This window comes from Mameliella sp. LZ-28 (genome assembly GCF_012274245.1).
In the GTDB taxonomy this organism is placed as follows: Bacteria; Pseudomonadota; Alphaproteobacteria; order Rhodobacterales; family Rhodobacteraceae; genus Antarctobacter; species Antarctobacter albus.
On record NZ_JAANYX010000036.1, the window covers coordinates 247,064 to 267,902 of the forward strand.

At 65.3% G+C, this 20,839-nt stretch carries 13 protein-coding genes; 5 read left to right on the top strand and 8 right to left on the bottom strand.

Annotation, left to right across the window (positions count from 1 at the left end; translation table 11 throughout):
- Positions 1 to 12 precede the first annotated feature (12 nt).
- A complete protein-coding gene (locus G9Q80_RS25160) occupies positions 13 to 1,500 on the bottom strand; it encodes a UbiA family prenyltransferase (protein ID WP_088715378.1) in 1,488 nt (495 codons plus the stop codon).
- A 269-nt stretch (positions 1,501 to 1,769) separates the two neighbouring features.
- On the opposite strand from G9Q80_RS25160, the gene G9Q80_RS25165 reads away from it, so the two are divergent.
- Together G9Q80_RS25165 and G9Q80_RS25170 are read left to right on the top strand one after the other, a co-directional pair.
- A complete protein-coding gene (locus tag G9Q80_RS25165; protein WP_088715377.1) occupies positions 1,770 to 3,086 on the top strand; it encodes an aromatic ring-hydroxylating dioxygenase subunit alpha in 1,317 nt (438 codons plus the stop codon).
- Positions 3,086 to 4,516, top strand: a complete 1,431-nt coding sequence (locus tag G9Q80_RS25170) for a glutamine synthetase family protein (RefSeq protein ID WP_088715376.1) — start codon at positions 3,086 to 3,088, stop codon at positions 4,514 to 4,516. Before G9Q80_RS25165 ends, G9Q80_RS25170 begins: the two co-directional genes overlap by 1 nt.
- A gap of 1 nt (position 4,517) precedes the next feature.
- Here G9Q80_RS25170 and G9Q80_RS25175 read toward each other — a convergent pair whose 3' ends face one another.
- Positions 4,518 to 5,522 (bottom strand): ketopantoate reductase family protein, encoded by a 1,005-nt coding sequence (locus tag G9Q80_RS25175; RefSeq protein WP_246870580.1) that lies wholly within the window; start codon positions 5,520 to 5,522, stop codon positions 4,518 to 4,520.
- Positions 5,523 to 5,760: 238 nt separating this feature from the next.
- On the opposite strand from G9Q80_RS25175, the gene G9Q80_RS25180 reads away from it, so the two are divergent.
- From G9Q80_RS25180 to G9Q80_RS25190, 3 genes are all read left to right on the top strand, one after another.
- Positions 5,761 to 8,178 carry a PIG-L family deacetylase gene (locus tag G9Q80_RS25180; RefSeq protein WP_088715375.1) on the top strand — a complete coding sequence of 806 codons (2,418 nt, stop codon included), beginning with the start codon at positions 5,761 to 5,763 and terminating at the stop codon, positions 8,176 to 8,178.
- A 76-nt stretch (positions 8,179 to 8,254) separates the two neighbouring features.
- Positions 8,255 to 8,953: a glutathione transferase, Atu5508 family gene (gene gst, locus G9Q80_RS25185; RefSeq protein WP_088715374.1), complete on the top strand. Its 699-nt coding sequence runs from the start codon at positions 8,255 to 8,257 to the stop codon at positions 8,951 to 8,953.
- 31 nt (positions 8,954 to 8,984) lie between these two features.
- On the top strand, positions 8,985 to 9,311 hold the full coding sequence (locus G9Q80_RS25190) for a carboxymuconolactone decarboxylase family protein (protein ID WP_232788219.1): 327 nt from the start codon (positions 8,985 to 8,987) through the stop codon (positions 9,309 to 9,311).
- Between the two features lie 21 nt (positions 9,312 to 9,332).
- Here G9Q80_RS25190 and G9Q80_RS25195 read toward each other — a convergent pair whose 3' ends face one another.
- From G9Q80_RS25195 to G9Q80_RS25220, 6 genes are read right to left on the bottom strand one after another with little or no spacing between them, the layout of a single operon-like run.
- Entirely contained in the window at positions 9,333 to 10,295 is a 963-nt protein-coding gene (locus tag G9Q80_RS25195; protein ID WP_088715372.1) for a trypsin-like peptidase domain-containing protein, read from the bottom strand.
- Positions 10,292 to 11,833, bottom strand: coding sequence for a hypothetical protein (locus G9Q80_RS25200; protein WP_157903835.1), 1,542 nt, complete (start codon positions 11,831 to 11,833; stop codon positions 10,292 to 10,294). The genes G9Q80_RS25195 and G9Q80_RS25200 overlap by 4 nt, the downstream gene beginning before the upstream one ends.
- Positions 11,833 to 13,632: an Ig-like domain-containing protein gene (locus G9Q80_RS25205; protein WP_088715371.1), complete on the bottom strand. Its 1,800-nt coding sequence runs from the start codon at positions 13,630 to 13,632 to the stop codon at positions 11,833 to 11,835. Before G9Q80_RS25205 ends, G9Q80_RS25200 begins: the two co-directional genes overlap by 1 nt.
- Positions 13,633 to 13,644: 12 nt before the next feature.
- A complete protein-coding gene (locus tag G9Q80_RS25210) occupies positions 13,645 to 15,168 on the bottom strand; it encodes a hypothetical protein (protein WP_088715370.1) in 1,524 nt (507 codons plus the stop codon).
- A 4-nt stretch (positions 15,169 to 15,172) separates the two neighbouring features.
- Positions 15,173 to 17,755, bottom strand: a complete 2,583-nt coding sequence (locus G9Q80_RS25215) for a virulence factor SrfC family protein (RefSeq protein ID WP_157903834.1) — start codon at positions 17,753 to 17,755, stop codon at positions 15,173 to 15,175.
- 23 nt (positions 17,756 to 17,778) lie between these two features.
- Entirely contained in the window at positions 17,779 to 20,610 is a 2,832-nt protein-coding gene (locus G9Q80_RS25220) for a virulence factor SrfB (protein ID WP_043138415.1), read from the bottom strand.
- Positions 20,611 to 20,839: the final 229 nt, after the last annotated feature.

Sequence of the window (20,839 nt, forward strand, 5' to 3'; positions counted from 1 at the left end):
CGGCGCGTCATCTCACAAGGCACCGATCACGGCGAACCCGAGGCACAGCAGCACGCAGAGCTGGCTGACGCGGTCACGGGCGGCAAAGACCAGCGGGTCGTCGTGCATCTGGCCTCGATGGGCGATCATGATGGTCCGCGTGATCCAGAACAGCAGAACCGCGCCGATCCCCCAAAGCATGTATGGCGCATTGTAGAGATCGCTGACATCCGGCGAATCCACATAGAGCACAAGCACCAGCACCGAGACATAGCCCGCCGCGATGGCAATCATGGTGATGATCGGCAGGTCTCCGACGTTGTAGCCGCGCCCGCGCGCATGCAGCGTCCCACGCCGGGCGCTGTCGACCAGTTCCGCCTGCCGTTTGACCGCGGCAAGGGCGAGGAAAAAGAAGATCGCGAAGGCCAGCAACCAGACCGACAGGGGAATGCCCGTGGCCACCGCGCCCGCCACGATGCGCATGCTGTAAAGCCCCGCCAGTGTGCAGATGTCGATCACCATCTTGCGCTTGAGGTTCAGCGAATAGGCCGTTGTCAGCACGAAATAGCCGCAGACCACCGCCAGAAAGACCGGGCTCACCGCCAATGACACTGCCGCGCCGGCCAGGAACAGCGCGGGCGCCATGATCATCCCGTGCGAAAGCGGCACCGCGCCCGAGGCGAAGGGGCGCCGTTTCTTGCGCGGATGGGCGCGGTCGGCGTTCAGGTCGGTCATGTCGTTGACGACATAGACGCTGGAGGCCACCAGGCTGTATGCGACGAAGGCCGACATGGCCAAGAACACCGTCGCCGGATCGAACTGGTGCCCGGCCAGCATCGGCAGGAAAACCAGGATGTTCTTCAGCCATTGGTGCGGACGCAGCGCCTTGACGTAGGGCCGCAGTGTCACGGGCTTGGTTGTCAGGTGCTCGACCTCGGGCGCGATGGCCTCTGCCTCGGACCGCAGCCGTTGCGAGGCGTTCACGGTCACCGCCCGGGCGGCCTGTTCCCAGACCGGCAGGTCGGCGGAGCTGTCGCCCATGTAGACATACTGCGCCGCCCCGAAACGATCCGCGAGAAAGGCAGCCTTGGCCTTTCCCTTGAGGTTTCGCGTTCCGTCAGAGCCATGCACCTCGTCGAAGACGCCCAGGTGGCCGGCAATGGCGTCGGCCAAGCTCTGGTCCGAGGCCGTCACAAGCGCGGTGCGCCCGCCCTTTTCGCGCCACGCCCGAATATAGGCCAGCACCTCTCGGTCGAAAGGCAGGGTCGCTGTTTCCAGCCGGGCGGTTTCGGCCAGCCGCCGTTTCAGCGCCGCGCGCCCCTGGGTCAGCGCCCGCATGGCGGTCAGCGCCACGGTCCAGTCACGGCCGAACGCGGTCCAGAAGCTTTCGTACAGCATGTCGCTGCGCAACAGCGTCCCGTCGAGATCGACGACCAGCGTCAGCCCGGTCCGGTCACGCTGCGGATCCTCCGCTGCACCGCCGGACTGTCCATCCTGACCGCGTGCTGGCTCTGCGTACATTATCCTGTCCATTCAGGTGTTTGGATCAGCCGTTACCCTAGGCGGGCCGGCCTGTCACGTCGAGCGCGGAAAACCTGTAGCGCGGATTGTGTCCGGCGGGCCACAGGCCCGGCCTTGCGAGACCGCCAATCCGTATTCACCTTGTGCCCGTCGAGCAGGCTTGACCTTGCGGCACCCTCTCCGCGGGCGGCGTTCACCTTGACGCCGCAACAACCTGCCCGCCAAACTCCGCCCAAAGCCAGACAGCCGAAACGCGGGAGGAATGCGGCATGATCAGCCAGGAGCTCAATGATCGATTGACGAGGGTGGGCCGGGACCAGCCTGCGGGCCAGGTCCTGCGCCGGTACTGGCAGCCTGCCGCCCTCAGCGACGAGCTGAAAGGCCCCCGCCCCCTCGTGCCGGTCACCCTGCTGGGCGAAAAGCTGGTTCTGTTCAGGGACAACGAGGGGGAACTGGGCCTGATCGGGCGGCATTGCCCGCACCGGGGGGCCGACCTGTGTTACGGGCGTCGCGAGGACAACGGTCTGCGCTGCCCCTTCCACGGCTGGCACTTCGACCGGACCGGGCAATGCGTCGAACAACCCGGAGAGCCCGAGGGTTCGAAGATGCATGAACAGATCCGCACGCCCGCCTACCCGGTGGTGGAACGCAACGGCATCGTCTTTGCCTACCTCGGGCCCGGAGACCCCCCGCCCCTGCCGAATTTCGACTGTTTCCGGGCACCGGACACCCATGTCTTTGCCTTCAAGGGGTTGTGGGAATGCAACTGGCTGCAAGCGCTGGAGGTCGGCATCGATCCGGCGCACGCCTCGTTCCTGCACCGTTTTCTGGAAGACGAGGACCCCAAGGACAGCTACGGCAAGCAGTTCCGCGACAGCGCGGCGGATACCAACATCCCCATGACCAAGCTGTTGCGCGACTACCCGCGCCCCGAGATCCGCGTCGAGGAAACCGACTTTGGGCTGAAACTGACGGCACTGCGGCACATGGAAAACGGGCTGACCCATGTGCGTGTGACCAACCAGATCTTCCCCGAGGCGATCTGCATCCCGATGAGCCGCGAGATGACGATCACCCAGTGGCACGTCCCCATCGATGATGAGAATTGCTATTGGTATTCTATGTTTACCAGCTTCGACAAGCCGGTGAACAAGGAGCTGATGCGCGAGCAACGGCTGAAGGAACACCGCCTACCGGATTACGCGCCGCTCAAGAACAAGCGCAACGACTACGGCTATGACCCCGAGGAACAGGCACGCGAGACCTATACCGGCATGGGGCTGGACATCAACGTGCATGACCAGTGGGCGGTCGAGAGCATGGGACCGATCCAGGACCGCACTGACGAACACCTGGGCAAGACCGACGTCGGCATCATCCGCTATCGCCGCATGCTGCGCGCCGCGATGGATGGGCTGGAAAAAGGCGAGGAAGAGGCCCTGCCGATGCGGGGCGCGGTTGATCCGTCGACCCTCAAGGGACCGCTGTCAAACGATGCCATTGCCGACAGCGCCGATTGGGACGCGGCCAGCCTGCGGGCCGATGCCGAACGGCGCGACGCCTGTCCGTGGGACGCGGGCCTCTGATGCGGGACCACCTGGCGCAGGGCCGCCTGTGTCGCGACGGGCTGTTGCAGCCCGAAGCTGCGGCAGACCTGATGGCGCGGGTCGAGGCCGAGGGGATCGAAACCCTGCGCATGCTGTTTGCCGATGCCCACGGCATCCTGCGCGGCAAGACCGTCACGCGGCGCGGGCTGGAGGGCGCGTTGAAATCCGGCTTGCGGGTGCCCTCCACGCTCCTGCTCAAGGACCTGTCGCACCGGACGGTTTTTCCGATCTGGTCCGAAGCGGGTGATACGCCTATGGCGGGCGCCAGTGACGTGCTGCTGGTGCCCCGGGTCGAGACCTTCTGTCCCCTGCCCCATGCGCCGCATTCGGCCATGATCCTCTGCCGTGTGTTGCGCACCGACGGCAGCGCGATCCCCTTCGTACCGGAGACGCTGCTGCAAGGGGCCATCGACAGGCTGGCGACGCGCGGCATGCGGGCTGTCATGGGGCTGGAAGTGGAGTTCCAGGTCTTCGAACCGGTTGAAGCCGCGCTGGACCATGCCGACGCCACCATGCCACCGCGCCCGCCGCTGACGCGCGGCGTGAACCAGGGCTGGCAGTATCTCACCGAGACCCGCTATGACGCCGCCGAACCGCTCCTCGACATCCTGCGACGCAGCGCCGAGGCGATGGGCCTGCCGGTCCTCTCTGTCGAGGTCGAGATGGGGCCGAGCCAGTTCGAGTTCACCTTTGCCGCCGATGACCCGCTGACGATTGCCGACCGCGCGGTACTGTTCCGCACGATGGTCAAGGAAGTCTGCGCGCGCGAGGGCTATCTGGCATCTTTCATGGCCAAGCCCCGGCTGGAAAACGCCGCGGCCAATGGTTGGCACATCCACCAGAGCGTGACCGACATGGACGGGCGCAACCTGCTGATCCCGGATGAGGGCGGTGTGCTGACAGATGTGGCCTCGGGTTGGATCGGCGGCCTGCTGGCCCATGCGCGCGCCTCCTGTATCGCGACGACGCCCACGGTGAACGGGTATAAACGCTACGCGCCTTACCAGCTTGCGCCGAACCGGATCGGCTGGGGCGCAGACAACCGGGGCGCCATGCTGCGCGCCTTGATGGCCCCCGGGGACGGGGCCAGCCGGGTCGAGAACCGCGTGGCCGACAGCGCCGCGAATCCCTATTTCGCGCTGGCCTTCCAGATCCTGTCGGGGCTCGACGGGATCGAGGCCGGAGACCCTGCCCCCGCCCCGCTTGAGAACCCCTACGACGACGCGGCAGAGCAACTGCCCGCCACCCTGGGCGAGGCGATCGCCGCCTTTGAGGCATCACCGATGTACCGCGAGGCACTGGGGGAAGAGACCGTGTCCTACCTCGCCCGGCTGAAGCGGGCCGAATGGGAGCGTTACCTGTCAGCGATCTCGGAATGGGAGCAGGCGGAGTATTTCACCGCCTTCTGACTCACATACCCAGTTCTGCGGCCAGCGCCTCCGGCGTCATGCCGCCCGCCGCCGCGCCACCACGCGCAAGTCGGGCGGCAAGCGCTGTTATGGCCGCATTGAGGGGCGCGTGCCCACCGTTGCGCCGGGCGATCAGTGCCACCTCGCCGTTGAGGTAATCCGTCTCGACCGACCCCGCCCCCCGCAGAAAGCTCTGCGTGGTGGAATTGCCGGCCCGGTCGACGCCTTCGACGGGCGCAATCTCCAACAGCGTGCCACGACGCGGGTCACCTTCGCCCATGTCCTGCCAGGACACGCCCGCAGCCCGGAACACGGTTTCAGCCTCCTGGCGCAGGGCGGATGTGATCTCGGGCGCCTTCACGCCCCGTCCCAGGGCCGCCTCGACGATATTGCCGAGGTTGACGATCAGCTTGCCGAACTTGTTTTCCATCACGGCGTCCGTGACGAATGACCGGATGCCGGCCCCCGTCAGCGCCTCTGCCAACGCCTGATCCGCCGCATCGGAACCTCCGGGATAGCGTCCGATGTCGAAAACACCGTAATTGGGGCGCCCGAAACAGATCGCCTCATCCGACGCGATGTATTCGGCGGGCAGCATCACGTTGATCCCATGCACGTTGTCGAAGAACCGAAGCGCGAGGTCCTCGTTCGCGACACCGTTCTGCATGCAGAAGAAAGGTTGCGAGACGTAGCCAGCGGCACGCAGGTCGCCCAGCGCCGCCGCGCTGTCCTGGCTCTTGGTCGCAAGCAAGATCATGTCGTCGTCGCGCGGTGCCAGTTCTGTCGCCTTTTCAACCAGGTCCAGCGGGACGCGCTTTTCGCCCTGGTGGCCGCGCAGCAAAAGACCCTTGTCGCGCACCGCTGCCAGCCGCCGCCCGCGCGCGACGCCGATCACCTCGTGCCCGGCCTGGGCGAGCGCTGCCCCGACGACCCCGCCAACTGCACCAACGCCGAAAATCACCACCCTCATGTCCGTCTCTCCCATCCGCATTTTGGGCGCGAGCATGCGGGGCCGACAGGGGCGGCGCAAGCCTGGTCCAGGGTGGCTGCCTCCACGCCGGTCAATTGTTTCCAATCCGGCAATGCAGAGTTTCCACCTGAAGCAATACCCGTTGCACAACCCATGCGAGAAACTGCTAACATGGACCTGTTTTTCAGTCCGATTGACGGCCCCCGGCCGAAGTATTCCAGAAATCCATAACCTCCGAACGGTGGACTTCCGTGCGGGCCAAGGGAGAAAGGCCATGCCACCTCTGGGAATTTCAGGGCCGCTTGACGACTTCGAGGATGTGACCGGCGCCTTCGAGATCGAAGTGGTCGCGCGTTTCGACGACCTCGACGCTGGCTATTGGCAGCGTGTCTTCGACTTTGGCGACGGGCCGGACAGCAACAACCTGCTGCTGACACAATACGAGAACACCAACACCCTGATGTTCGTCCTCTACCAGGATGGACAGGCCTACCGCGTCACCGCACCAGAGGCGATCGTCGAAGGCGAAACCGCCACCTGGAACGTCGGCATCGCGGCTGATGGCACCATGTGGATCGACAAGAACGGTGTCCGACTGGCCGAAGCGGCCGGCGTGGTCCCCACCGACACGGTGCGGCTCAACGAACTGCTGGGAGAGTCGAACTGGGCGGATGACACGCCGCTGGACGGTGCCGTCCTGGGAATAGACGTGACCAACACCGGCGACACCGTTGATGGCGGACGCCTGAACATGCCGGAACAGATCGACGGCGCCTTTCAACTGGACCTTGTCGCCCGGTTCGACGATCTTGACGCCGCGCAGGACCAGACCCTCTTCGACTTTGGCGGGGACGGCCCAGAGGGCGCGATCCGGTTGCAACAGGTGGGGACCTCGGATGCCCTGCGTTTTTCCATCCTGCAGGACGGGACCACCCACGAGATCATCGCCGAAGGAGCCCTGGTCGAAGGGGAATACGCGGTCTGGTCCGTCGGCATAGACCCGGACGGGCGCATGTGGCTGGAAAAGGACGGCACCTTGCTGGCAGAGGGCGCCGGGGTGGTGCCTGCGGACGTGGACCGGGGTCCGCTGTCGGTCGGGAGCGCCGCAGGGCCCGACGGAGAACCACTTGACGGCGTCGTGCTGGACCTGACGGTGACACAGGGGCCGAGCGATCCTGTGGACCCGGTGGACCCGGTGGACCCAACGGACCCGGTTGATCCGGTAGATCCGACCGACCCGGTTGATCCCGTTGATCCGGTGGAGCCTGTCGATGGCCCGCAACAGATCGACGGGGCCTTCCGGATCGACACGACCGTGCGTTTCGATGACATCGAGGGCGGATACTGGCAGCGGGTCATCGACTTTGGCGACGGCCCGGCCACGAACAATATCCTTTTCACCCAGATCGAGAACACCTCTGGCATCATGCTGGAACTCTGGCAGGACGGCGAGGTCTATCGCGTCGTGGCCGAGGCCGCCATCGTGGAGGGAGAGACCGCCGACTGGAGTTTCGGCATCGACGAAACCGGGCTGATGTGGATCGACAAGAATGGCGTGCGGCTGGCAGAGGAACAAGGCGTGGTTCCGGCGGACGTGGATCGTGCCAACTTGCTGGTAGGCAGCTCCAACTGGGACGGGGACTCACCGCTGATCGGCGAAGTCGCGGTCCTGACCGTCACCAATGGCACAGATCCTGCAGACCCGGGCGATCCGACCGACCCCACGGACCCAACGGACCCCACCGATCCGGTGGACCCGACCGATCCCGTCGATCCCGGACCGCCCGTCGCCGGTAGCGGCGACATGGTGATCGTGGCTCACCAGGACGACGACCTGCTGTTCATGAACCCGACGCTGGACACGCTGATCGACGGCGACACGCCCGTGACCACCATCTACCTGACCGCCGGTGATGCAGGGCGCGGCGAAGACTACTGGGCCGGACGCGAGGCCGGGGAAAAGGCGGCCTATGGCTACATGGCTGGGTCCGATGAGTGGGTGGATGAAACCGTCAGCGTGACGGTCGGTGACACGACCTACGAAGTGGCCAGTTCCTACCTGGCCGATGATCCCGACGTGCGCCTGTATTTCCTGCGCCTGCCGGACGGGTTCGGGGATGGCAGCGGCTCTCCCGCTTACGGCTACCAGAGCCTCGAGCAGCTGGCCGAGGGAGAAATCGACAGCGTGACGGCAGTGGATGGCAGCGCCACCTATACTTCCGAAGAGCTGACCGGCCTGCTGACCGCGCTGATGGAACGGCACACGCCGGACCATATCCATATCCAGGACCACACCAGCGACCTGGCCGACATCGAGCATTCCGACCACCTGACCACGGCGGCCTTTGCGACCGATGCCGTGACCGGTTACAACGCGGATCTCACGGTCACGAGCTATGTCGGTTATGCCTCCTGGGGGCTGGAAGAAAACCTGACGCCCGAAGAACAGACCGTGGTGGAAACCACCTTTGACACCTATGCCGCCCATGATCCGCTGGTCTTTGGCAGCGATGGCGCGCTTATCGGCTCTTACGTGGACTGGGTTCAGCGCGAATACGTCGCCGACGAATACCAGCTGACCGCGACCGATCCCGACCAGGCCACCCTGTACGAGGCGCTGATGCAGCCGCCAGAGGCCGCCGAGCCGCCCCCGGAAGACCCCGCGCCGGAAGAAATCGACCTGGTGATCTGAACCGCGCCGCGACTCCGCAAAGGGATGACCCCGCAGGCGGAATCGGCGTAGCCTCGGGCCGAAGACCGGAGGCCCCATGTCATACACATTGCTCTACTGGCCCATCCCCTTCCGGGGCCATGTGCCTCGGTTCATCCTGGCCCAGGCGGGTGCAGAGTGGGACGAACCGGGCTTTGACGCCGTCCTGGCCGCCAAGACCGCCCGCCCCGAAGAGCAGCCGACGCCCTTCATCGGCCCGCCCGTGCTGATCGACCATGACACCGGGCGGGCCCTGTCGCAGATGCCCGCCATCTGCATGTACCTGGGGCGCAAACACGACCTGTCGCACGATCCGGACCTGGAATTGCGCCTGCTCTGCGATGCCTCGGACATCCTGCTCGAGATCACCTGCCATCATGGTGCCACCATGTGGACGCGGGACAGCTGGACCGCCTTCCGGGAGGATCGCCTGCCACGCTGGATGCGGGGCCACGAACGCTTGGTGATGGAGACGAGGGGCACGGCAACGGATGGGTTCGTCTCCGGCGCAGAGGCGCCGGGCCTCGCCGACCTCACGCTGGCCGCGCTGTGGCACACGATGGTCGATCGCCTGCCGCCACTTCGGCCCCTGCTGCATGAGCACGCGCCGGTGCTGACCGCATTGGTGGACCGCGTGGCCGCCTTGCCCGCCTTGGTGCGTCTGCGCAACGACTGGGCCGATCGCGCGGATGTCTATTGCGCGGGGCAGATAGAGGCCTCGCTGCTGGAGATGCTGAACGAGGATATGGGCAGATGAGCACATCGACGAAGACCTGTTCCTGAAAGGGTTGGATCAACGCCGGGCAACGCTGGGCGCAGACTATGTTGACCGGAACCTGGCCGAGGCCGATGACTTCACCCGCCCTTTCCAGGAGGCGATGACCGCCTGGTGCTGGGGGTTCGGCTGGGGCGACGACGTGATCGACGCCAAGACACGCAGCATGATGAACCTTGCCATGATCGGCGCGCTGGGAAAGATGCAGGAATGGGAAACCCACTGCCGCGGCGCCCGGACAAACGGCATTTCCTGGGAGGAAATCCGCGCCATCATTCACGTCGTCGGGATCTATTGCGGCGTGCCACAAGCACTGGAATGCGTTCGCGTGGCGCGCTGAGTGAAGGAGGCCGAGTGACCCTCAGGGCTCGCAGGTCTGTGCGGTGGTGACCGTCACCCCTTCCGAAGCCAGGTAGTTCGCCAGGTCCGCCGATGGCAGGGCGAAATCGGTTTTCACCTTGGGCGATGCCCCCTCGCCCGAGGGATTGGCCCAGATGATGAAGGTGTTCATGCCGATGACCTGCCCGCAGGCGTTGATCAGCGGGCCACCACTGTTGCCCTGCAGGACCTCGGCGGAATGGGCAAAGACCTCGCGCCCGTCCGCCTGCGGCAGGGCGTCGATGAATTCGCCCGCGCGAAAGATCATGCGCGGCAGGCCGGTCTGCTGGAAGGATTGGAACAGGCCCGGAAATCCGACGGAAACCACCGGGTCCAGTTCGGTCACTCTGTTCATGAACTGCAATGGTTGCACACCCTGGGCGCCCTCCACCTCGACGATGGCATAGTCGCGTTCGGCCAGGCCCTCGCCCCGTTTGACGGTGCGGGCAGTGACACGACCCCGGACCGGGGTCGGGAACAGCGTTTCGGAATAGACCAGCACATCGACCTCCGACCCCACGACGTGGGCATTGGTGGCGACATGCCGTGGCGTGACGAAGAATCCAGTGCCTGATCCCTCGCCCGCCTGGATGAAGACCACGGCCCCATCGGCGACCGCTCGCAGGCGCGACATGTCAGGGCGACCGGCAAAGACGGTCGGCGCGGGGCCCGTGTTCGGGCTGGCCTGGTCGATGGTGCACTGGAACCCGGAGAGGCGCTGCTCCGCCTCGGCCACCCGGGATTGCAGGCGCTGGCCCACACCCTGTTCAAAGGCCAGGAGCGACGACAGCACCGAGGGGTCCGAGCTTTGCCGGGGCAGGTCGGGCGGCTGTGACAGAAAGCGGGGCGCGATCATCACGGCGATCAGCAACCCGCTGGCAAAGATCACCGCCGCACGCAGTATGGTCCACCAGGCGGGGGCTTGGGGGCTGGTTTTCGCGGTCATTGGAGGCGCCTCAACTCTGTCTTGACGCTGGCATCATCCCCGGCATCGCGGGGCGTCAGCGTACAGTCCGCGGTCCGGTCCTGGGCGATTTCACAGGTCACGGCATAGGGCACGACAAACAGCCCCTCGCCGCAATCGGCGCGTTCTCCCTCGACCATCTGCAGGCGGTTCTGCGCATCGAAAGAGGCGGTCACGGTGCCCGTGCAAACGGTCCCGTCCTCCAGCAGGACCCGGCGCGTGCCCTCGCCGGAGGCATCGATGTCATATTCGACAACGATCTTGAGGTCCGGGCGTTCGCTGTCCGAGAAAGTCAGGAAAAGCTGTTCGGCGACGGAGCGCCAGGTGCCTTCGAGGAAGGACAGGTCGTCGACATCCTCGGCCCCGTCCGGCACCACAAGCGGATCACCCTCGGGGTCAGGGTCCGCAGGCGGGTCGTCAGCGGGCGGATCATCTGCCGGAGGCGCGTCGGCCGGAGGTTCGTCCACGGGAGGCTCGTCCACGGGCGGGTCATCAACCGGAGGCTCGTCAGCCGGGGGAGCATCGGCCGGAGGCTCGTCCAGCGGCGGATCACCGGCGGGCGGGTCGTCAGCAGGCGGCTCGCTTGGGGCCGGGTCCACGATCGGCGGCTCATCCGGCGGCGGATCATCGGCGGGCGGTTCGTCTGCCGGGGGTGACGCGGGCGGATCAACCGGCGTACCCTGAGGCGGACCTTCCGGGTTCGGAACGGGGGGCGGTGTCGGGTCCACCGGCACAGGCGGCGCGGTGCATTGCCCAAGACAGGCCAGGGCACGATCCAGCAGATCCTCCTGCAGCCCATCCACGTCCCGGCGCAAAGCCTCGTTCGCGGCCTGCAGGCGCCGCAATTCGGCCAATTCGGCGGGATCGCTGCCGTCAGGCTCTGCCGCGACAACCAGAGGCGCATCGAATAGCCCCGCCGACTTTCCGAACAGGGTCAATGCCGCAAGACAAAGCGCCCCAATCATACACAGCGTCAGGACGCTGACCCCCAGCAGGCGGCGCTCTGTCCCGGCTGTTTCCGGGTCCTTGGGCGGTTCGGGCCGCGGCGGCGCGCGGCGCTCTGTCCCGGGATAGGTTAGCGGCACGAAATCGCGCGGCGGCTCGAACCCCCAGTTCACCACCACAGGTCTGCCGCCCGTGACAAAGACGTCATCCTCGGATGGGTCGGTCAGAGCCAGCGACAGGATCTTGTGGATCTGTCCCGCGTTTTCCGCCGGGGCCGCTTCGGCGAAGGCGCGCATTTCGCGGCGCCACTCGGCCAGCTGGGCCAGGGCCTCGCGCCGTTCCGGCCCGCGCAGGGCAGACAGCGGTTGCGGGTCGCCCGCCGCATCGGTGAACCAATCGGTAAAGCCGCTTTCGGCCTCACGGACGGGTTCGGCGAAATAGCCGGCCGTTTCCCCGCCCAGGTACTCGGCGACATAGGCGCGCAGCTGCGGGAAATAGGCGGTTATGGGGCGGCCAAAGGCCCCCTGCGGCGCCTGCTGGCTTTCATCCGTCCGGATCAGGAAACTGGAAGCCATCAGGGCGTTCCGCACTCTTCGCGCACCACCATGCGGGCCGCTTGCAGGATCTCGGAGGGCAACCGCGATTGAGCTGGGGCATCCAGCAACTCTCGGTAGTTGCGGGTTTCATCCGGAGGCCAGACCATGCGCTGATACAGGTCCGCCCACTGCGGCTTGGGCTCTGTCAGGGTGATCAGCGTGTGTTCGATCGGCACGCGGGACGTCTGGAAGGCGGCCTCGAACTGAGCAAGGAAATCCTCGGGGTTGTCCTGGGCATCGGTGATCGTCACCACGGTGATCAACGAGAAATCGGTTCCCGCCTTCTGGATCTCCTGGCGCAGCCACTCGATATAGGCGGCAAACCGGGGCGTCGGGCGCCCGTTGGCCGTGGGATCGGACAAAAAGGCCGCGCCTTCGGTGCGTAGGTCGACCGGGAACTCCCCCCGCATGAGCTCGAGCGTGGCGAAGGTTTCTGCCGGAAGACGTGTGCGCAGCTCTTCCAGCGCGTCCAGCATCCGGCTGAAGTTGTGCGGCGGCTGCTGGCGGTTCTGGTCCATGCTGGACGACCAGTCGGCCCCGATCAGCAGGCGGACCGGCAGGTTGGTGGTGAAGGGCGTGCAACGGTTGGCCTCGCGCGCGACCTCGACGGGCACGGTCAGGGTCAACCCGTCATCGCTCTGGACGCGGCAGTCGAATGTCTCGCTCTGGACGGTGTCATCGGGGTTGCGCGGATAGGTGACACGGCCATTTTCCACCACGCCAGGCGCATCACAGCCAACCACCTGCCAGACCCGGTTGCCGCCGTTCACCACGCCCGACAGGACGTCCACCGAGACGCTTGGCTCACCCGGGGGCAGGATGGCCGACACCGTGCGCGCCGACGGCGCCGTGCCCGATACGCCCCCGCCCGTACCGGCCCCGGCGCCGCCCTGACCGCCAACGGCAATCACGACATCCGCCGCATCGGTCAGGCCAGACGGATCCTGCACCGTGCAGCTGAACCTCACCTCGCCCGAGGATTGCGCCGGATCGCGGGCAAAGCGCACGGTCTGGTCGTCCCGCACGATGCCCGGCGCATCGCAACTGGCGATGGTGATCGGGTCGCCATCGGGATCGCTGTCATTGGCGACGACGTTCACATCGACAAAATCCGCCCCATCCGGCAGCACGCCCCGGTCTTCCTGTGCAATCGGCGCGTTGCAGGCACGCAGGCCGAAGTCGCACAAGAGCGCAGGACCGAAAAGAAAGGCCAGAAGGCCAAGCAAGAGCAGCAACAGCGCGAGCCCACCTAACAACAGCCGTTTGCGGTTGCGGCCCGCGTCATCCGCCGCCCCCGCGACGGGCTTGTCCTTTTTCGGGATCTTGATGCTGCGCAGATCCAGAGACGCGCCATCGGACTGGAACCCCCACAACGTGACCACAGGCGCGCCATCGACAATCCAGATCGCATCCCGGCTGGGCACGCGAAAGGCCTTTTCCAACGCCAGCGCGATGTTGCGATTGTTGCTGTCGCCACTGTCGGCAAGCCCCTGGCGAAAAGCCTCGATCTCGTTGACGATGGCTTCGATCCGGCCGTCGATCTCCTTGCGGGTGTCGGGCCGCTGGTCGGCGTATTTCACCGCCGTCTTGTAATCTTCGGTGTAGAAATCGATCCGGTCGTCGCCGACGGCCTCGGGCATGGCGAAAAAGGTCTGCGCATCCTTGGACAGGCGCATCTTGAAGGCGGTCTCGAACTGCTGGAACAGCTGCATGACGTTGCGTTCGGACCATCCGATCCCTGAAACGCGCGACCTTGGCTCGGATGTCAGCAGTTTCATCGGGTCTAATCCTTACTTGTCCAAATCCGGGGTCGGCGCCGGAGGAGCACCGGAAATGCGGCCATCGGTGGTGATCCGGGCAGTCCCACCGTCCGGCGCCCTGTCCGGTGCACTGTCGTCTAGCGCCGCGTCTCCGGGCACCAGGATCACCGAGACCGGCGCCTGCGCGGTCAGCCCGTCGCCGTCGCTGATGACACAACTGAGGCGCAGGCCAAAGGTGGACGTGCGAGGCACCTGTGCGTCGGTCAGAACGATCCGTGTGCCATCCCCGGACACAGTAACCGTCAGATCGCCGCGCTGCGCCGGTTCGCAAGAGGCGATCCGCAGCCCGGCACGTCCTGCATCGTCGAGATCGTTGCGCAAGGGCGCCAGCCGATGTTGACCGCTGGGGTCGCCACGCAGCAGGAACCGGTCGGCGCAGGCGATGGGCGGGTTCGTCCCATCCCCAAGCGGCGTCTCGGGGTAGCGCCCGGACTGGCAGGCCTCGGCGTCCGTCTGGCGTGGTCCTGAGGGTGGCGTATCGGGATCCGGGTCGGCCAACGTGCCCGGCACCTCCGGTTTTTCCCGCGGCGTCAGATCTACGGGCGGCTCCTGAGCCTTCGGCGGTTGATCCACCTCGGGCGGCTCAATGGGAACCTGAGGCTCCGGCTCTTCCTTGGGCGTTTCAGGATCGGCACTGACGGTCAACAGGCTGGTCTGGATGGCGCGCCCATCCCCCGGGTCGATCCGGCAGGTCCAGACGGTCGGAGCACCATCGGACAGCGCACTGCGCAGGACCGTCACCCTGCCATCCGTCGCGCCGGGCAGCGCCGACACACCGTCGCACCCCGCAAGGCGGGCGCTGGCAGGCAGGTCGTCATTGGCAAAAAGTGCAACCTCGCCCTGTGTTTCGCCCGCCGCCAGGTGCAATCGGTCGTCGCGCAGCACGATCGGCTCTGGCCCTTCGTCACGAAGGAAAAGGAAATAGACCAGAACCGCCAGCAAGAGGAGCAACAGCAACGCCAGCCACCAGGGCCAGCGACGGCGCGCAGGGTCGGTCACCGGGTCGCCGGTGCGCTCTGTCTCCGGTCCTGGCCCTCCTGCAGGCTCTGCCGGGTCCTCGTCCTCGGGTGCCTTGGCCCCGGCACCGTCCAGCCGCAGTTCGGATTCCACGACATCGGTGCTGGCCGGATCCGGCGCCAGCCCGGCGGCCTCTGCCCCGCCCCACATCGGGTGGCTGGTGGACACCGGCAGGCCAAAAGAGACCTCTCCCCCCTGCGCTGTCCGCAGGTTCAGAGTGACCGGAACCCCCGGTTCCAGGTTCATCGCCATTTCCGGCGGGATCAGGACACCGACAGATCCCTTTTCCAGCTGCTCCGCCGGGCGGAACACCTCTTCGTGGCGTTCCGAGGTCCAGTCATCGTCCTTGGCATAAAGCCGGGTGTCCTGAGAGCCGGTGCGGGTGATCGACCACGCCGCCACCTCGCCCTCGGGAGCCTCGACAACCGCGAAGAGGCCCAGGCCATCATCCGTCTCTATGTCGAAAAGCCTGGTCACGCGGTCAGGCCTTGCTGTCCGTCATGGCCTGTATCAGCCCCCCCAGTTCCGCGTTGGCCGCCAGATCCACTCCGGACAGGCCATCATCGGTCCGCGCATTGCTCTCGGACAGGTTCTTGAAGGCCCAGGCCCAATGCTGCGCCATCTTGACGGCGCGCGGTTCGGCCGTCTTGGGCAGGTCGGGAACACCGCCATCGGGCGTGACGGGGCGGTCGAAAAGCGGGGTCCGCGCCTTGTCCTTGAGCGTCAGTTCGCCCGCCTCGTAGCCCAGCTGGTTGACGAAATGGTTGACCGTCAGCGAGGCCATGCGCGCCTTGTGCGGGATCAACCGTTCGGAGGAGCGCGGGAACTGCGAGGCATCGCGCGAGGTCTGGGCCACCTTGTCGGCCAGCCCGGCACGCTGCGCGCCCTCGCGCATCTCGTTGAACATGGTTTCCAGGTTCTCGGGCGAGATGTTCAGGTAGCGCGACACGCGCGGGTTCTCCAGCACGGCCTGCAACTGATCGGACCATGTGCTGAGGACGCGATCGGCAAAGACATCGTGCCGTTCCTTTGGCATCTCGGGCGCCTCGTCCTCGGCAATGTCCTCGTCGTCGTCGTCAAAGATGGCGTCCCAACCATCGTCTTCCTTGCGCACGACGGCGGGGCCGGTATCGGGATCCTCGCGCTCCAACTGGCGCAGGATGCCTTTCAGGCTGCGCTCCGACATGTAGCACATCAGGAGGAACTCGCCGAATTTCTGCTGCAACGCACAGGCACGCACGTCCTGAAGTGCCGCGCGCACCGCCCTGGAGCGTTCCTTGAACACCCTTTCCGCATCGCCGTCGGCATGGAACTCTCTCAACAGCCGCTCCAGCCGTTGCTGAAACTCGGCGAACTCGCGTTGTAGCTGATCGCGTTTGAACCCTACGTGGCAGACGCTCTGCAAGTTCGAGATCAGGTAGGTGCGGCCGCCGTCGTTCAGCTCCAACATCTCGTTCCAGGCCCTGTCGGGCTCGCGGAAATGCTGGCTGACCTTGGCCGAGGTCGTGACCGCCTCTCGCAGGGCCTTGAAGACCTCTGTGTGATGCGTGTCAAAGCCCGTCTCCTCGAACTCTGGCGTGTTCTTTTCGCCCCGGCTGAGGATGCCCGTGGAAGGCTGGCTGGTATTGCGCAGCCAGTACATGTTGCGGAACTGGCTGCCCGGTTGCCATTCGCGCACCCAGGACATCGACGCCGCACCGGTTTCCGCCTCGTCGCCGCTGCGCGCGCCGCCGAACCGTTCCAGCATGGAATGCATCCGGTCCTCGAGCATGTTGACCGCATCGCGCGAAGCGATGTTGAAGGTCAGGTCCGCCTTGGTGGCAACGAAAAACAGCGCGCAGGGTTGATCCGCGCGGGCCTGCGGGGTCTTGCCGTGGGTCACGGTGATCCAGCGTTCGATCATCCCGGCCAGCGGGCCGACCTCTTGCGGACCGTCCCCGACACAGAGCAGCATCGCCGTCAGTTCTCGGTTGTCCAGGTAGCGGTCGAAGAGATAGGCCACCTTGCCGCGCACCAGCGCCTTGCCGACCACGGTTTCGTCGATGGCCTTTTCCTCGCTCCGCGTACGAGCGCCAGGAAAATCCAGCAGGTCCGTGGTGCCGAAGAAATCCGCCGGCGGTTCCTTGATGACCACCTTCAGCTCGGTCACCAGGGCCGACAGCGTGGCGTGATCCACCTTGCGGATCTCGCCGCTGTTGGTCCGGATATTTGCCTCCAGCCCGCTGCCGTTCCAGATCTGCTGCAGGGCCGATACAAGGATCACGTTGGCCTGCGGGTCAAAAACCTCTGGCGTGGCCCAGCAACGATCCGCGTGGCCCAATTCCTCAAGCGCCGAGATCATCTTTTCGAAGACTTCGGTGAAATAGCTGTTGCGCCCCCAGAACAGGCTGTAGGCGCGCACCCGGTCCGCCACTGCCCCGTGTTCGAGGATTTCCGAGATACGGCCCCAGTGCGGTTTGAACTGCGCGAAATTCGCCCGGTAGACATCCGGGTGCAGCTGGCGTTCCAGGTAGGCCGAAAGATCATAGGCCCTGTCGCTGCGCGCCGCATCCACGGCCAGGGCGACCTCGCCCAGCGTCGCTTCGATCTCGTCGCCCGAGACCCGTTTCAGGGCATCGGTCTCGAAGTCCGAAAAGTAGGAGTTGCTGAGGATCTTGGCGATGTCCATTTCCGACAGCAGGGACAGCTCGATCGGGTAGTTCGGATCATCCAGCGTTTCGGTGCTGGTGAACCGCGTCACCACGCCCGTGGTTTCCTTGCCGCTGACTGCCGGGTTGATGTCCCCGATGAATTTCAACGTCCGGTCGCCCGCCTTTGCCAGCAGCTGTTCCCCCGGTTTGCTCGCCAGCGAGGAGATCAGGTAGGACTTGCCCGCCTGGCTGGCACCGAACACGCCGACGCACATGCGCCGCTGCGCCGCCCGTTCCAGGCGGCCCAGTTCGGTTTCCATCAGCACGCATTCACGTTCGACCGGGTCGTGGCGCAGGCCGACGATATCCGCATGCTTGCGCACCCAGGTCTTGTACTTGCCCGCGATGGCGCGGTGCGCCGAGATCGCGCTCACCAATGCCTCCTGAGCCCCCGACATCACATCATCCCCCCAAGGTTGAAGCTGCCCGACTCGGCCCAATGCACATCCGTCGTCACCATCGTCTGAAGGTTCATCCGCACCAGGCCACGCGGCAGGTCTTCCTTGTTGCCATCGACGATGGCCTCGATCTCGAACAGTTTTTCCAACGGATCATCCTCTGGCCGCAACCGCGTCAGCGTCACGTCCATCACAGAGGGCGGGTCTCGTTCCAGGTTCGACTTGGACAGGGTCACGTTGTACAGCATCGTCGCCGGCCAGCGATCCAGGTCCAGCTGACGAAAGCCCAGCGCGACCGGCGGGTGACAGCGGAACACCGCGTCCTCGATCGACTGGTCGTCCTGCTCCATGTCCACGTTACGGAACAACAGCTGATCCTCGCGGATGCGGCCCTGGTTCATCTGGCCAATGTAGCGCGCGGTCGACCGCATGGTCAGCTCGCTGGTGCGCATGTGGAAGTCGTTGAGCTGCCCCTCGGACAGGGCGCAGATCATCGCGCCGACGGCGGCACAGGTCTTGGGGTCGCCGATCTCGTCGTTGAAGTTGCGGAAGGGATACCAGGCGCCGACCTCATAGTCATGCATGGTCACGATGCGTTCTGGCATGACCGGCATCCGCTGGGCGATCATCGCCCGCAGGGCCGGGAACCGCGAGGGCCGCCCGGCCAGCAGCATGAAATCGCAGTCGAAATAATAGGTCGCCTCGGCCAGGCAGTCGATAAAGGGCTCCATGACCTTGTAGACCGTGTGTGTCAGTTGCGCCGAGGTGACGGAGAAGGAAAAGCCCGAAAGGTCGACCGGCTCCGCCAGCCCGTCGATCTCGCAGATATGGTCCAGCACCTCGCGCGTCGGCTGGGTCTCGCCAAAGACGCGGTCCCAGGATGCGCTCAGCTGCAGGTCTTCGCCGAACCGGTCACTGCCCTCGTGCGCCTCCAGCAGCCAGTAGGCGAAGGGCGTCAGCACCTGTTGCGAGAACTGCTGGCGCCGGATCAGCCGTTTCGCGCTTTCCCCTGCCCTGACCGCGCCCAGGCGCGAGACGACAAAGTTCTTGGCCCCCGGAACATCCTGTTTCGCCAGGTATTCCGTCAGTGCAGGGATCACGTGGTTCTCGATCACCGCCTTGACGATGTCGTCCCCGGCACATTGAAAGCCTTCGCGGAATTCCTGCCTCGGCGTGAGAGAGCGTTCATCGTTCCGGTAGGAACTGATGATCAGGTCCGAGGTCCCGCCGCCGATGTCCAGACTGACGATCCGCAAGGGACGGTCGCGGGCCTCGGGGCGCGACGAGGCATACATGAACGACGCCGTGTCCCCAAAGAACCGCTCCACCACCTCGTTGTAGACAAAGACCGCCTGCGTGGCAGAGGCCTCGTCCCACTGCATCTGCAGCTTGGGTTGCGTGTCGGGCGCAAAGTTCAGCCCCTGCCAGACTTCCTTGATCGCGGTTTCGACGCGGCGACGCAGGATGGAGCGTTCCGGACGCGTCATCGCCGTCGGCATGGTCAGCACGATGCGGCGCAGGCGCCGGGCCTGCAGCTGCTGGCCCTGCTTTTCACGGCGTGACGGGCTGTTGATCTCGCGCAGGACCTGCAACAGCAGTTCCATCAGGAAGAAGGTCATGACCGAAGAGCGCGAAAAACTCGCCGTCACCGCCGGCAGCGCGTCTGGCACATCGGCAAGGTATTCACCGTCGGCAGCGAAGTTGCGGAAATAGCCGCCGGTGTCCAGGGCGCTGTCCTCGGATTCGCGCCCGCCGGAATTGAACCGCCATTCGACGGAAACCGGCGTACGGCTCCAGAGATAGCGTTTCGGGCTGGACATGCCGGTAACGCCGTTGACGCTGCTGTATTCATGCGACAGGCGCACGGCCTCGTCGCCGATCCGCACCGCCGAGGGCCACTGGAACGCCGACCGACGCCCGGTCAGCCGCGACAGGTTGGCAGGCCCGAAGAAGGGTTTGCAGAATTCCACCCGGCTTTCGAAGGGACGATTGTGCACCTGGTCGGGTTGCGAGATGTCGCGGAATTCCAGCGGATAGCTGCGGGTCAGGTCGACATGCGGTTCGCGCTCGTCATCCTCGATCAGCAGGCCGAAGGTCCGCGAGTTGCCGATGTCCAGCACCAGGTCCACGTCGATCGGGCGGTGGGTGGAGTCGGCTGTATTGTCGATGAAGCGGCAGCGCGGGAAATCGACCGTCTCGGATGAGCCGAAGGAATAGAGCAGCGCCAGGTAGTTGGCCAGCGCCTTGCGATTGCGGATCTCTTCAGCCTCGGGGTTGATCCGTTCGGGGCGCACCCAGCTTTTCTTGATCCAGTCCCCGACCCAGCGTTGTTCAAAGAAGGTGCGGATGCCCTCGTGGTCCTTCGGCACGCCAAAGGTCGTCTCGCCCGCCACCACGTCGCTTTCGACCGGCATGAGCGAGGCGATACGGTTGAGCTCGTCCCCTTCCAGCGCGCGTCCGGATTCGTGCTCGCCCAGTGTGGTATCGAAAACCAGCACGATCTTGACGTCCGCGGACCGCTGCTTGCGCGGGAAATAGGCCCGCGCCCAGTTCAGAGGTCCGGTCCTGTCATTGCGAAAGAACGGCAAGGGCAGCCATTGCCCGGCAAAGTCCCGCAGCGCGGCCTCGACGCTGCCGGACACCTGGTCATCGTCTGCGACGGGACGCCCGGACTCGTCGATGTAGCTTTCCCCGTCCTCGTGCAATTGCAGGCGGGAAAACCGCAGGGTCCGTTCCTCGCGCACGACGGAAAACCGGATGCTGCGAAAGTCTTTTACATTAAACTCAAAATCGAAAAACTGAATTCCGGAATTTGGCACAAGCCTAAACATGCAAACCGAATCTCCTGTTTTCGCAACACGCTCACGATCCTAGGTGACACCCTTGTAGGTCACAAGGGCGCTTGCCCAGGGCAGCAGCCGCAGCCCCTGCCCCTGATTTGCCTCGAAAACGGGCAGCGGGAAGAAGCCGGAGAGTGCGGCGAACGCCCCAGATACGGCCTTTGGGCGACGACGATTTCCAAGCGCGCACCAATCGCCCAACACAGGCAGGAATTGTTTA

Bases quoted from the DNA above. Each gene is read 5' to 3' on its own strand.
- G9Q80_RS25160 (WP_088715378.1), bottom strand. From the start codon at position 1,500: ATGTACGCAGAGCCAGCACGCGGTCAGGATGGACAGTCCGGCGGTGCA.
- G9Q80_RS25165 (WP_088715377.1), top strand. From the start codon at position 1,770: ATGATCAGCCAGGAGCTCAATGATCGATTGACGAGGGTGGGCCGGGAC.
- G9Q80_RS25170 (WP_088715376.1), top strand. From the start codon at position 3,086: ATGCGGGACCACCTGGCGCAGGGCCGCCTGTGTCGCGACGGGCTGTTG.
- G9Q80_RS25175 (WP_246870580.1), bottom strand. From the start codon at position 5,522: ATGCTCGCGCCCAAAATGCGGATGGGAGAGACGGACATGAGGGTGGTG.
- G9Q80_RS25180 (WP_088715375.1), top strand. From the start codon at position 5,761: ATGCCACCTCTGGGAATTTCAGGGCCGCTTGACGACTTCGAGGATGTG.
- gst (WP_088715374.1), top strand. From the start codon at position 8,255: ATGTCATACACATTGCTCTACTGGCCCATCCCCTTCCGGGGCCATGTG.
- G9Q80_RS25195 (WP_088715372.1), bottom strand. From the start codon at position 10,295: ATGACCGCGAAAACCAGCCCCCAAGCCCCCGCCTGGTGGACCATACTG.
- G9Q80_RS25200 (WP_157903835.1), bottom strand. From the start codon at position 11,833: ATGGCTTCCAGTTTCCTGATCCGGACGGATGAAAGCCAGCAGGCGCCG.
- G9Q80_RS25205 (WP_088715371.1), bottom strand. From the start codon at position 13,632: ATGAAACTGCTGACATCCGAGCCAAGGTCGCGCGTTTCAGGGATCGGA.
- G9Q80_RS25220 (WP_043138415.1), bottom strand. From the start codon at position 20,610: ATGTTTAGGCTTGTGCCAAATTCCGGAATTCAGTTTTTCGATTTTGAG.